Origin of the sequence: Paraburkholderia sp. CNPSo 3274, assembly GCF_024206475.1 — a bacterium.
In the GTDB taxonomy this organism is placed as follows: domain Bacteria; phylum Pseudomonadota; class Gammaproteobacteria; order Burkholderiales; family Burkholderiaceae; genus Paraburkholderia.
In genome coordinates, this window is record NZ_JAMBPR010000010.1 from 19292 (window position 1) to 32266 (window position 12975).

Here is a 12975-nt window from a genome sequence, read left to right on the forward strand (position 1 = left end):
AACTTGAGCAGCGCGCGGACGGTGCTGGTACGTCGCGGAGCGGCGTGGTCCGTGTTGGCAGGTGGGATGTGCTGGGCACCGAGTATGTGAGGCTTATCACAGAGCTCGTCATGTACCGCGCAAGCGGCACCGCATCATGGACTATCTGGTTGCGGCATTTGCGGAAGATGCGCGGGCGTTCCGGGCGCCAGTAGGCCGTGGGAAACGTCGGCGCGCCGGTGCAGGTGCGCGACGTTCAGCGTGGCGGGGGAATGGCCTTCCGCATGCGCCGTATGCTCGAGGGCGAGTTCGAAGAAAGCCTGACTGCATGGCGAAAGCGAACGCCCCTTGAGCCAGACCAGATGCAGCGCGCGCTCGATTCGCATGTCGGCCACCTCCAGTGTGCGGAGTTCGCCACGAGCAATTTCCTCACCGATACTGAGCGAGGACACGTAGGCCATGGTCTGTTGCGCAACCAGCATGCGCTTGATGGCCTCGGTGTCGCTCACGGACATCGAAGGTATCATTTCGAGCCCGGCGCGCTGATACGCGCATTCGACTACCGCTCGCGTACCCGAACCCGGTTCGCGCAGGATCACCATCTGTGCTGCAAGTTCGCGCGCGAACAGTCGCCCGTTGCCTTGCCGATATCCCGGTGCGGCTGCGAGTACGATTTCGTCGGAGCCAATATATTGCGCGTACAGGCGTGCTTCGTCGTATGGACCCTCGATGAAACCGAGCGTGAAGTTGCCGTTACCCAGGCCGCTTACGACTTCGTGAGTGTTGGTCACAGTCAGTTCGATGCTGACCTTCGGATAAAGCGTGGTGAATTCGGCGATCATCTTCGGCACGAGATAGACACCGAGTGTTGCGCTCGCGCCTATTGTCAGGTGTCCTGAGCTCAGACCGGCGACTTCCTTCAATTCGGATCGGGCCGCCTCGGCGAGGGTGAATATCCGTTCCGCGTAACCGAATAACAGTTTTCCTGCATAGGTGAGAGCCACGCCTCGGGGCAGCCTGTCGAACAGCAGAACACCGAGACGCTCCTCCAGTTCCTTGACCTCGCGACTAACGGCGGGCTGGCTCACCCGCAGGCGCAGAGCGCCGCCGCTCAAGCTGCCGGCGCGGGCAACTTCGTAGAACGCAAACAGATGAGTGAAATTCATTGGCGACGGCCCGCGAAAATTGCTGTGGCAGATTCATGGTCCGAGATCCGATGACCAATGGTTTAGCACGCGATGGTCACGATAGTAGTGGCGTTTCGTTTGCCATTAAAGGATCTCGCAAGAGCAACACTGTTTCCTGCGGGAAACGATCACCTTAAAGGGCCTGCCAGATTCTGGAAACGAGTTGGGCATAACTCAAAGTCAGAGCGCCGATGCCTATTTCATATTTTTCAGAATGCCGAACGACACATAGTCTAGTCGCTCCGTTTAACCGACTGGTGTCGACATGTCATCTCCTTCCCCGAATCGCCCAACATCCCGAAGCAAGAATCCCGTTGAGCCTGGTTACCTTATTGGACTGATTCCCGGCGTCGCACTATGTATCGGAGTGTGCCTGATCGCATGGCTGCTGCAAACGCTGCAAGCGCGTCTATTCGGTCATGTGTGGCTTGAATCACTCGTGCTAGCGATCCTCGTTGGCGCGCAGGTCCGTATCATATGGACGCCAGGTGAGCGTTGGACAGGCGGGATTACGTTCAGCGCTAAAACCTTGCTGGAAATCTCCGTCATGCTGCTCGGTGCGTCGTTTACGGCCGCCGCATTGCAAGGGGCCGGCGTCAACTTGCTGTCGGGCATCGTTGTGATCGTCATCGCGGCCATCCTTGTGAGCTACGGAATCGGACGCGCACTGAAGTTGCCACGGCGCATGGCGCTGCTAATCGCGTGCGGAAATTCAATCTGTGGAAATTCGGCCATCGCAGCGGTTGCGCCCGTGATTGGCGCGAGCCGCGACGATGTTGCTGCGTCGATCGCCTTCACAGCGGTGCTTGGCGTTGCAGTTGTGCTTGGCTTGCCGCTGCTGTCCACGGTACTTCATCTGAACGCCGTGCAGTATGGGACATTGGCGGGTATGACCGTCTATGCGGTGCCACAGGTGCTTGCCGCGACCGTACCCGTTTCAACCGTCAGTGTGCACATTGGCACGCTGGTCAAACTGGTGCGTGTGCTCATGCTCGGACCGGTGATGCTGCTCCTGTCTACGCTTGCACCTGGGCGTGATGCGAACACAGGAACGCCAGAGCCGAGCGACAACGCGACGACGCGGCCCGATATGGTTCGTCTGACGAAGCTGGTGCCATGGTTCATCGTTGGCTTCGTTCTCCTGTGCGCGGCACGGGCGACGGGGCTGATTCCGATGCCGCTGTTGCAGCCGGCGAGCCAGCTAGGCAACGCGCTCACTGTCGTTTCAATGGCTGCCTTGGGTTTAGGTACCGATCTGCGTACCGTCGCAAAGGCGGGGCCGCGCGTCACGTCGGCGGTGGTTCTTTCGATACTCGCGTTGGCGATGATGAGTCTGGTGCTGATCCACATATTGCGGATTGCATGATGTTGCCGTTCGGTCGATATATTGACAGTAGCTAGCTTCGACAGCCGCCGAGGTGATCACTTTCGAATGGGGGCTCGAACGTACCGGCGTTTCAGTGAATTCGGGTGAGGGTACGCAGGATGTAATCGCCATCCTCCGTCACGCGAGGGCGCACGACACCGCTGGCAAGTTGATCCATGGCGACCAATTGACGCTCGACCAACGCATCAATTTCCCCTCGGTCGGCAATCTGGTCGGCGGAGTCCTTGACCAGCATTAATGTTGCAAATTCGTGGGGGCTGAGCATACCTGTCTCCTGAGAATTCGAGTAGGTGCTGCATCTGAAATGCGCCGGCCCCTTGCTTGTCGGCCGTGCTCGCCCGGCTATAGCACTCGCTTTCGGCTGCGCATTACCGGTGGTGTGCATGGCTGCGATATGGACCGGGGGAGTTAATGTTAGGCCAAGGCTCGGAAGCGTAGCTATTCGGGGCGTCCCGCATATTGAACATTTCGGCGGTCGCGCATGTCCATACGATATGGGAGCGATTAAGCGCTTGATTCATTGTTGGCGCTCTACTCCCACCGTGAACGCTTTCCGCGACCGAAGCGGGCACATGTGTTGCGCGTGTCGCCGATACGGCGGTGCGGATGCCACCCGTGAATTGCGGAGGGAGAAAGTCATGAGGCCAACCGTGTTAGGCGTGTACGACAGCTACGCAAATGCGCGCTCGGCGCAGCGCGCACTGGGCGAGGCTGGGATAGCGCAAGCGGATATTGCCATCTACTCGATATCGGTTGATGCTCCCCGCGAAAAGGGGCCACGTGTCTATGTACAGGGTGCTGTCGATACGCACCACCACAAGAAAGTCTTCGATCGACTGGAGCAGTTGTTCGCGCACATCTTCACGAGAGGAGAGTATCCAACGGACGCGGAGGATTACAGGGAATTCATCCGTCGCGGTGGCACGGTAGTCAGCGCCGATGTTACTGAATCGCAAGTCGATCTGGCGATTGAAACGATGCTCCGCATGGGCGCTGCCGACATCGAGGAGCACGCCAACGCGTGGCGTACCGGTACTGCGAAGGTGCAAGGTCCGGAACACGCAGCGCATCCAGGCAGTGCGATGACTGGCGAACACGCCAGACAGCAGGAAGCCACGCACGGACGGCAAGGCGACACGCCGGCCGCGTCAGCGGTGCGGCCGGCGCCTTCCCCGGGCACCCCTGCCGCTGCAAGAACCGACGTGCACGGCGCCGCATTTTCGGTCGCCGATACGAACGCGGCCGCAGGGATGCAGCAGGTATCGACGCGCACGGACGGGCGCGGATCGACCCCGCCCGTGGAGAAGCAGCCGCACGCATCAGGCGCGTCTGAAGCCGGGTTCGCGGGCACGAATACTGACGCCGGCGTCAAAGCGCACAGCGCGCAATCAGCCGACGGCAAGTCCGCTGCGTCAAACGCCCAGCGTCAATCGGGGACAGGCTTCATGGGCGACCCGGGTCTCGGCACCCAGCAAGGCGACGCGTACCCGTACGACAGTGAATTTAGGAAGGACTACGACGCACATTATGCGAACACGGGTGGTTCGTATGACGAGTATCGGCGTGCCTACTCACACGGCGCGACGCTCGGACGCGACGAGCGGTATCGCGGGGCCGACTGGCAGGGCGTGGAAGCGAGTGCGCGCGCGAACTGGGAGTCGCGATATCCCGAAAGCGGATGGGAGCGTTTCAAGACGGCTGTGAAGCACGGTTGGGAACGTGTTAGGCGCGGCGGCTAGTCGGTGCATGGCCAGGCCGGCGTTGGGAAAACCGGCCGGCTCAGCGGGAGTCGGGGCGGAGGACTTAGTCAGGTGATTTTTCATTCGCCTAATTTTCAGATGTAAATAGATGCCTTATGATAAGAATACTTATCTTCATGAGCCGATCATGTGTCCCTCTTTGGAGGAAACTGGGACGCTCGCGCAGGTAAATCTATGGTCCGCCCCAGTTTTGCAACCCCCGGCACTTGATGCAGTGTTGGCTTGCTCAAAGCTATCCGGCGTCGTTGTGGGGATTGCTCCCCGCGCCTCGATGAAGTTCGCGCCCCGCGGCCCCATAAAGTTGTGCGGCTTCAGGAGCCTCATTACTTGCGGGGGTGTTCCATAGGCCGGTGTGCCGTTCACGTCATCAGGTTTCAGTCGTCGCAAAACGAGAAAGAGCTAGCCTGCGTTCGTTCAAGCCGATGCTGCCGCAAGTCCTGGATCAACGTGGTATGACGAGCAACGATCGGCTAGGCGGTGCAAGCCAGCTTGTTGGCCAGCGCGCACGCCACCACGTTCGAGTGGCGTCATGTCAGCAGCGCTCGGGTCCAGTCCACGAGGTGGCCGACTCGCTTCTGCAGGCATCGCATTTAGGCCCTGGCGCACTGGACGAGGAGACTAGAGTCTAGGGATCTTCTTCTTGCCGCGTCGACTGGCGCCGGGAAGGTTGGATCTGCCGCCCGTGCTGTACGGGCGGGGAACAAGGCCACGCGGGGCCACGAAATCGCGACTGCATCTGAACTGCCGGCCATCGCCGATTTCTGAGGCACGCATACTTGCAGTGATCGGCCCGATCCATCGGAAGTTAGGCCGACCCACGCTTGCCGTCCGAACAGATCACCGCCGTTCTCAAACGCCCCATTGATCGAGTCGAAGCCGCTTTCTAGCCAGAAGATGGCGCTGAGGCCGTCGCCAAGCGACTCGTTGCCATGCAGTCCCAAGCGTGAAGTATTGGCGATGCCTGTGATTTGTGACCAGTTAGTGTCCCACTTTTGACGGTACAGCCGGATCACTGCGTGCATTGCTGGTATAGGCAATGCCCCTGTCGATCAGTCCAAAAAGCGTCACGCTGCTCTGTGCTTGTGTTGCACCTGTCACAGTCACGAGAATGGCCAGATTTCTTCTTTTCATTTGACGGACTCTTCATTCCATAAAGACCTGGACGACGGTGCCCGATGGAGAAGCTGATAAAAAGAGTATCAGATAAACCGGTTACCCCAGCTGGACAGCGCGTTTTCCGCAATTCGTGCGATGAATTGTGAATCTGCGTTGTCGAACGTTTCAATCGTAATCACGATAGGGTCGAGATGCAATGGTCGAGTAATGGGGCGCTGGTGAAATCCATCCAGCGCCTGCATGGCCGCGAAGGAGCGGAACGTTTCAAGTCGTGACCAGCGCAGTTTCGATACATTTTCAGGGAGAGTTTGTTTGTCATGGGTTCCCTCAGTATCTGGCATTGGCTTGTCGTGCTGACCATCGTTTCTCTCGTATTCGGCACGAGCAAGCTCCGCAATATCGGCAGCGACCTTGGTTTTGCCATAAAAGGCTTCAAGAACGGTGTGAAGGACGGCGAATCGCTCCACGATTCAATGAAGGTCGACCAGTTGTTCGGGCCGGCCGCGCACGACGCGGACACCGCGCGCGGTGTGGATGAGGCGCGTTGATAGGGCGCATCTGCAATCGATGCAATTTCATCTTCAATAGGTTCAACCTGGATCGAGAAGATATTTGCACAAAGCTCAAGAAGCACGGCATAGCATTGCCGAATGCGGTGGCATAGTTCGCAATAAATGTGATTTGATGCTGACATTCATGTTTCGGGAAACCGGTCGTCATCCGCCGAGAAAAGAGCTGACCAGCGAGTTGAAAGCGCGAGGCTTCGTGATGTTCATCCCGTGCGAGGCGCCGTCGATACAGCGCCGCTCTGCCTGATAAATCCACCGCCCGAGGCTGTCTACGTTGCTGCGAAACATCCGCGGACTTTTTGCGCCTTCAATAAGGAGCGTTCTGCACTTGACCTCGGCCGCCAACTCTCCCGTATATGGCGGCAGCGGGTCACGGAACTGCCTGGAGAGTGTGCTCGCGTTATCGATGGCCATCGTGCGAAATGCGGCGCTGCTCCTTTTCCACACACCCGGTGCGCTCACGGAGTCCACGAACAACTCGAGGCCCGTCTCGGTCGCGCCATGCTCGATCAACAGCGCGACCTTCTGTCGTAGCGCGTTGATGGCCGGCGGAGGGGCCGAGTTGCCGCTAGTGCCGCTGCTCGTCGGACCGCCGGGATCCACAAGCGTCAGCGTTCGAACCAGGCGAGGATACTCGCGCGCAACGTGAAACGCGATGCATCCACCACGCGAGTGCCCTAGTAGGTGAACGGAGCCGACATCCAATGTCATGATGAATTCGGCCAGTTCGTTGACGTGCGCACGCCAGCTGAACTCATCGCACGCACCCGCGTCGATGCCCGGCCAGTAGTGGCTCAGGCTTGGCGCGATACAGCGGTAACGGGCGGAAAGGGGCCCGAGTTGCGCCTCCCAGTATCGAAAATCGCACAATGATCCATGTACGAGGAGGAGCGTCTCGCCCGTTCCGCGCTGCACGTACGGCATGGAAACGCCGGAAGGAAGGGTTGCAAAGCCCAGGTCCGGGCGCAGGAGAATGGACGAATTGACGCGTGCGTTCATGGTCGCGGTAAAGCTGGATATGCTTCCTGGTTCCGGAAAGAGGTAACTCACGATAACGCCTGTTGCTCGCAGTAAAAAGCGAATAATATTGACGAACTTGTTCACGGGAGGCGAATGATGGACTTCTCCCAGCTGGCGATGTTCCGCGCCGTCGCGGAGGAAGGCAGCATCCAGGCCGCCGCGCAGCGATTGCACAGGGTGCCTTCCAACCTCACCGCGCGCATAAAACAGCTCGAAGACGAATTGGGTGTCGATCTCTTCATACGAGAAAGGCAGCGGCTTCGTTTGTCCACCCATGGCTGGGCCTTCCTCGATTACGCGCGACGCCTGCTGGACCTGGCTGATGAAGCGCGACAGTCGGTAACGGATAGCAAGCCGAGGGGACCCCTGGCGCTTGGATCGCTGGAGAGCACCGCTGCTGTGAGAATTCCGGCCGTGCTGGCTGAGTATCACAGGCGCTTTCCGGATGTCGTGCTCGATCTCTCGACGGGAGCATCGGGGGAGCTCATCGATGGCGTCCTGGCTGGGCGGCTTGCTGCGGCGTTCGTCGACGGCCCCGTGAGTCATCCATCGCTTGAGGAAACGCCCGTTTTCGAGGAGGAGCTTGTGCTGGTTTCCTCGGCCAATCATCCTGCGATCAAGAGAGCCCGTGACGTCAACGGGCGGAACATTTATGCCTTCCGCTCGAACTGCTCCTACCGTCGCCTGTTCGAAGCCTGGTTCCGCGACGACGGCAGCTCACCGGGCAAGATATTTGAAATGGAGTCCTACCACGGGATGCTGGCCTGCGTGTCCGCGGGCGCAGGACTGGCGCTGTTGCCGCGAAGCATGCTGCAAAACATGCCCTCCAGAAAAAACGTCAAGGCTCATGAACTCGTCGAGCGGTATCGAAACGTCCAGATTCATTTGATCCGCCGCGGCGGATTGCGTATGCCCAGTCTGAATGCACTGCTGGAGGTGCTGGCGCGCCCGGGTTCCACCGTCGATACCTCTCTCGAAGCCGCGGAATCGCCGCTCCTGACCGTTCTCAAATAGAGAATAAGTTGGTCAAAATTATTCACTTTTTTCTGGCTCGTAAAGTCCGTATCGTTTCGCTCATCCCACCATTGATCAAGGAGAGCAAACGTGCAAGCGGAAGCCATCACCCACGCAGTCTCGCGTAATCCGGCGACCGGCGAAGTCTTCGCCCGTCACCCGTTCCAGGATCCACAGGATGTCGAGCGGGCGCTCGCCCGCACCGTTGCCGGGTTTAGCCGGTGGCGTGACGTGCCGGTAGCGGCACGCGCAAATATCCTGGTCCAGTTGGCGAGCGCGCTGCGCCAGCGCAGTGAGGCAATGTCCGCCATGATGGCCCGGGAGATGGGCAAGCCGATCGCGCAGGCGCGTGCCGAGATTGAAAAGTGCGCCCATCTTTGCGAGTGGTATGCCGAAAACGGCCCCGGCTTTCTCGCACCGCGAACCGTGACGGTCGATCGCGGGCAGGCGCGGCAGGAGTTCCGCCCGCTGGGGCCGGTCCTTGCAGTGATGCCATGGAATTTTCCGATCTGGCAGGTGCTGCGCGGAGCCGTCGGGATGATTCTCGCCGGCAACTCATACGTGCTGAAGCATGCGCCGAACGTGATGGGCAGCGCCTGGCTGCTGCGCGACGCGTTCGCGGCGACGGACCTGCCGGAAGGCGTCTTCGAGGTCTTGAACATCACGCCTGACGATGTCTCCGCAGTCATCGCAGATGCCCGGATCGCGGCCGTTGCCGTCACGGGAAGCGTCAGGGCGGGTTCGGCGATCGCCCGGCAAGCCGGCGCCGCGCTGAAAAAGTGCATTCTCGAACTCGGCGGTGCGGATCCGTTTATCGTGCTTGCCGACGCAGACCTTGACGCAGCGATCAAGGCCGCCGTCGTCGGTCGTTTCCAGAACACCGGCCAGGTGTGCCTCGCCGCCAAGCGCATCATCGTCGAACAATCGGTTGCGAAGGCTTTCGAAGACGGGTTCGTGGCGGCCGTCAAGGCGTTGAAGGTGGGCGATCCGTTGTGCGAGGACACCTATATCGGCCCGATGGCCCGGTACGACCTCCGCGACGAACTCGATGGCCAGGTGCAGGCAACGGTGGCCGAAGGCGCGCGGCTGGTGCTGGGTGGAGAAAAGATTGCGGGCGAAGGCAACTACTACGCGCCGACCGTATTGGCAGATGTCAAGCCGGGCATGACGGCGTTCAGCCAGGAGCTCTTTGGGCCAGTCGCGTCCCTGATCGTTGCGCGCGACGCACAACATGCTTTGCAGCTCGCTAACGATAGTGAATTCGGCCTGGGTGCAACGATCTGGACCGCAGACATGGGACTGGCCAACGAGATGGCCGCGCAGCTGGAAACCGGCGGCATATTTATTAACGGCTATGTCGCAAGCGATCCCCGGGTTGCTGTCGGCGGGGTCAAGAAGAGCGGGTTTGGCCGGGAACTCTCGAGCTTCGGCTTGCATGAATTCTCCAACATCCAGACGGTCTGGATTGACCGCCGTTGATTGGGTGCGGAAACCAGGAGATTCATGAGCCGGTCTTCGCGTAAAGCGGATGCATCAGCCGCTTGATCGGTCAACTGACGCGTCAAAGGTCTCGGCCACGTTGTCGACCATTCTGCTGAAGCTAGCGAACGTCCGAAACTGGCCGAGGGACTGATATGCCTTTCCTCGTCAATCGGGATCGGTTATTTGTCGCTGTCCTTTCATAGGCGCGAGAATTTCCTGAGGGCGGCGTAGCAGTAAGTCTCGACGGTGGATCGCACTGGTAAACGAACGTGTAATCACTTTGAAGGGACTCCGATTCTCCATTAGCCCAGGAGTACGTGTGACACTTCTCGCAATGAACTGAGCCTGTAGAGTGAGCATCGCACTGGAACAGCCTGCGCGCGACCGTCGGCATGTGACCCTCATGCAGGCAGTGATGTCTGCATTGCCCGTTGATCGGCCCTGATCCGGGAGAAAAGATGGACGTCGTGGAATGCATCTTTCCAGTAGCCCCATTGCCGCATAACACCTTCCTCCACAAATCCCAGGCTTCTTAGAAGTCCAATCGAGGCGTAATTGTCGCGGTTCGTTACCGCCTGGATACGGTTGATTTGCCAGTGGTCATATGCATGGGCGATCGCCGCGTTTAGAGCTTCGCGCATTAATCCCTGACGCCATGAGTGACGTTCCAATTCGAAGCTAATACTTGCTGAATAGAACTTGGTATCGAATCTAAACCCGCATGAGCCAATGAAATGCATGCCGCAATTCGATACGATGGCCCAGCGCACACTTAATCCTTCCGCCAGCTCTTTGACCATAGCTGAGACAAGCAGCCGGGCATCTTCGATGCTGTTTAGTGGCGCTATGTCGTAAAAGCGCATCACTTCGCGATCGGACCAGATTTCGAATATCCTTTGGGCGTCGGACATCTCGATCGGGCGAAGCTGAACCCGGGCTGTCTTAGAGACTTCGACCTTGGTAAAGAGTGGAGGCATTCGTTCGTCGCGCGTTGACTAGCTTCGATGAAAAGGACCGGCACAGTGCAGCAAGCTTTCGGCACTCGGATAGAAGCGCCCACCACTGTCATAGTTCGCGACTTGCAACAGCATGATCACGAGGCAATCAGAGTGCGCGCGTGCGGGTCTGTGGAGCGGAATTCAGAGTCCGTTTTTGGGTTACGCGGGCAAAACACGGCAGAACTGGGCGACTGAATGGAGCATAGCAGCCAAGTCGGCCGAGTTTTTCGGCGCCTCAGCGCGGATACTTACCATCTTTTACGAAGACCACCACTCTATGTAACCTATTGTAACCAGCGGGCGATGCAGCACGCCACGGGCCGTGTGGTGAGCAGCCGTCAGCCAGATGACGTATTGTTCAATACCGCTTAATTGCGGCCATGCCGGAAATGAGCCTGTATTGCGGATCTGCGGTGCGTACGCACGAGCGAAACATTCGCAGGTGCTTAAGCTCAATGACAAGGGTGTCGTCCACCACCTACTGGGCGGCCAGGTTCACTATTGGGAGTGCGATGGAGCGAAGACGAACGACGAGTTTGCGGATCTTGCCGCTTCCCGCGGAACGAGCGCTGTCGTGGATGATGACTACGCGCCGGGGCGTCAGATACTCTTCGCGCTGTCACCGCCCGTCACCTCGATTTCTGCTCCGGTGATCATGGCGGCACCTTCTGACGCAAGATAGACGGCGGCCGGCGAAATGTCCTCCGGCTGCAGCCATGCAACACCGAGCGGCATGGTTGCTGCGCGACGGTCCCAGGCCTCTTGCGGCGTCAACGGACCGTTCGGCTTGTGATAGCCGGTTTCGCCGATGCTCTCCGAAAGCCGCGCGTCGTAGAACGTAAGCGCGGTGCCGACGAGCCCCGGAGTGATCGCGTTAACGGTGATGTTGTAGCGGCCAAGTTCGAGTGCGGCGGACTTCATCAGGCCAAAGATTCCCCACTTCGAAGCCGAATAGCTTGCAGCGTCCTTCGAGCCGTGGCGCCCTTGCATCGAGGAGATGACGATAATGCGGCCGTAGTTGCGGGCCACCATCTTCGGAGCGAATACGCGGATCGTGTTCGCCGTGCCGTTCAAATTGTTGTCGATGACATCACGCCATTCGGAGTCCTGTAGCTCGAGAAGTGGCTTCCAATACTGCACCGCGGCATTAGCAACGACAATGTCGATCTTTCCAAAGCGCTCGTTGATACCGTCCGCGACGGCACGGAGTGTTGCAATATCGCGGATGTCCGCGCGAATGCCTTCCGCGCGGCCACCGTACGCCTTGATCATCCTGACCGTTTCCGCGAGATCGTCCGGCGTCGCCGGTACGGCGCTCGAGGCCGAGGTTACGGGCGCCGCGATATCAATGGCGATCACATCCGCACCGTTCGCCGCATATTCGACAGCGATCGCACGCCCGATGCCGCGCGCGGCACCGGTCACGACCGCGACGCGGCCCGCCAGTTTGGTGTCGCGCCCGGCGACGATCGGTCCGGCCGTTTTATCCTCGGGCGGCATCGGCACCGGAATACCGTCGACGGTTGCGTTCCGACCGGATGTGGGTTCGGCTTTCGCAACCCCGGCAAAGAGCATCGTCGCAGCGGCCATGCCGCCCCCCATGATCATCTTGCGCCGGGACGAATCGGGGCGCTGGGTACTATCATTCGTTTCGCTTTTGACTGTTGCCATGCAATGCTCCTGAGCGATGAAACGTCCTTTCGACGTGCCGCACCCTACGACGGTAGAGGCAGCGGATAATCTTGCGGGGAACACGCGAGGCAAGGAAGGCTCGGCGCCGCAAATCTGATTTGCGACAGCGGGTCGATTGGCGCGACGACCGTGTTCGCCACTTCGATTCGGCGATATGCACGGACGATGACGGATTGCGAGACTTGCCGCTATTGCTCGTGTACGGCAGAGAGAGGCTGGCTTGCGTCATTCGGATTTATCGCGGGGCGCCCGCTGCGCGTTCGCTCCTGAACGCTCTTCACGCGCGAGACGTTGACTCGATCTGAAGAGACGCTCCGTTTTGACAACGATCGCCCGCAGTTCCCGACGCACATACCACGGCCATCAGACGAGATGGTAGACCCATAGGGCCACGCGGCGGGGGCCGCGGAGCCATCGATACGAAATGCGATCGATCGGGAAGTCATTAAGTGTTCGGTAGCCGACGGAACAGACCCCAGCGTTGAGCCATGCCAAAGCGACGACGTGAGTCGGTTGTGACGCAGCGCATGCCGCAACGGCCAAGGCAAGCGGCAGGCAGACTTCCAGTGGCGAGCGTTGCTTCATCGGAGCTCCTCTTCGTTGCCTGTAGACCGGGGCAGATGCAGATTGCGCTCTCTTACGAGTGCGCTGAGTTAGATATTTGTAATCCAAATTGCTTAACGCTCGGGAGGATGGTTTCGGCCGATTTCGACCAGTTGTAATGTCCCGATTCACGACGAATCCGCATTTTCTTTCACCCCTGCAAAGTTC

The 12975-nt window shown here is 59.3% G+C and carries 12 protein-coding genes and 2 pseudogenes; 5 read left to right on the forward strand and 9 right to left on the reverse strand.

Going from position 1 to position 12975, the window contains the following annotated elements; all coding sequences use genetic code 11:
- Positions 1 to 134: 134 nt before the first annotated feature.
- Entirely contained in the window at positions 135 to 1145 is a 1011-nt protein-coding gene (locus M3I54_RS08775) for a LysR substrate-binding domain-containing protein (RefSeq protein ID WP_254334823.1), read from the reverse strand.
- Positions 1146 to 1506: 361 nt separating this feature from the next.
- Between M3I54_RS08775 and M3I54_RS08780 the strand changes: the two genes are divergently transcribed.
- The gene (locus M3I54_RS08780; RefSeq protein WP_309249594.1) at positions 1507 to 2532 is read left to right on the forward strand and encodes a putative sulfate exporter family transporter; all 1026 of its coding nucleotides are present in this window, start codon (positions 1507 to 1509) and stop codon (positions 2530 to 2532) included.
- A 91-nt stretch (positions 2533 to 2623) separates the two neighbouring features.
- Here M3I54_RS08780 and M3I54_RS08785 read toward each other — a convergent pair whose 3' ends face one another.
- The gene (locus tag M3I54_RS08785; protein ID WP_254334831.1) at positions 2624 to 2818 is read right to left on the reverse strand and encodes a hypothetical protein; all 195 of its coding nucleotides are present in this window, start codon (positions 2816 to 2818) and stop codon (positions 2624 to 2626) included.
- Between the two features lie 373 nt (positions 2819 to 3191).
- Between M3I54_RS08785 and M3I54_RS08790 the strand changes: the two genes are divergently transcribed.
- On the forward strand, positions 3192 to 4292 hold the full coding sequence (locus M3I54_RS08790; protein WP_254334832.1) for a hypothetical protein: 1101 nt from the start codon (positions 3192 to 3194) through the stop codon (positions 4290 to 4292).
- Between the two features lie 551 nt (positions 4293 to 4843).
- Here M3I54_RS08790 and M3I54_RS08795 read toward each other — a convergent pair.
- From M3I54_RS08795 to M3I54_RS08805, 4 genes and pseudogenes are all read right to left on the reverse strand, one after another.
- Positions 4844 to 5108 (reverse strand): annotated as a pseudogene (locus M3I54_RS08795) (transposase); the annotation flags it as partial.
- A gap of 59 nt (positions 5109 to 5167) precedes the next feature.
- Positions 5168 to 5335 (reverse strand): annotated as a pseudogene (locus M3I54_RS45330) (hypothetical protein); the annotation flags it as partial.
- Entirely contained in the window at positions 5292 to 5444 is a 153-nt protein-coding gene (locus M3I54_RS08800; protein WP_254334833.1) for a porin, read from the reverse strand. The gene M3I54_RS08800 and the pseudogene M3I54_RS45330, both read right to left, overlap by 44 nt.
- Before the next feature lie 68 nt (positions 5445 to 5512).
- Positions 5513 to 5770, reverse strand: coding sequence for a hypothetical protein (locus M3I54_RS08805; protein ID WP_254334834.1), 258 nt, complete (start codon positions 5768 to 5770; stop codon positions 5513 to 5515).
- On the opposite strand from M3I54_RS08805, the gene tatA reads away from it, so the two are divergent.
- A complete protein-coding gene (gene tatA / locus M3I54_RS08810; RefSeq protein ID WP_254334835.1) occupies positions 5747 to 5977 on the forward strand; it encodes a Sec-independent protein translocase subunit TatA in 231 nt (76 codons plus the stop codon). The genes M3I54_RS08805 and tatA overlap by 24 nt on opposite strands.
- Positions 5978 to 6145: 168 nt before the next feature.
- Here the strand turns inward: tatA and M3I54_RS08815 are convergent, their stop codons facing one another.
- Complete coding sequence (locus tag M3I54_RS08815) at positions 6146 to 6997, reverse strand: alpha/beta fold hydrolase (protein WP_254335036.1); 852 nt, start codon at positions 6995 to 6997, stop codon at positions 6146 to 6148.
- Positions 6998 to 7111: 114 nt separating this feature from the next.
- Between M3I54_RS08815 and M3I54_RS08820 the strand changes: the two genes are divergently transcribed.
- Positions 7112 to 8032, forward strand: coding sequence for a LysR family transcriptional regulator (locus M3I54_RS08820; protein WP_254334837.1), 921 nt, complete (start codon positions 7112 to 7114; stop codon positions 8030 to 8032).
- Between the two features lie 90 nt (positions 8033 to 8122).
- A complete protein-coding gene (locus M3I54_RS08825) occupies positions 8123 to 9511 on the forward strand; it encodes an aldehyde dehydrogenase family protein (RefSeq protein WP_254334839.1) in 1389 nt (462 codons plus the stop codon).
- A 404-nt stretch (positions 9512 to 9915) separates the two neighbouring features.
- Here the strand turns inward: M3I54_RS08825 and M3I54_RS08830 are convergent, their stop codons facing one another.
- Both M3I54_RS08830 and M3I54_RS08835 read right to left on the reverse strand, forming a co-directional pair.
- Entirely contained in the window at positions 9916 to 10491 is a 576-nt protein-coding gene (locus M3I54_RS08830; protein ID WP_254317457.1) for a GNAT family N-acetyltransferase, read from the reverse strand.
- A gap of 621 nt (positions 10492 to 11112) precedes the next feature.
- Complete coding sequence (locus tag M3I54_RS08835) at positions 11113 to 12102, reverse strand: SDR family NAD(P)-dependent oxidoreductase (RefSeq protein WP_254334840.1); 990 nt, start codon at positions 12100 to 12102, stop codon at positions 11113 to 11115.
- Between the last annotated feature and the right edge of the window lie 873 nt (positions 12103 to 12975).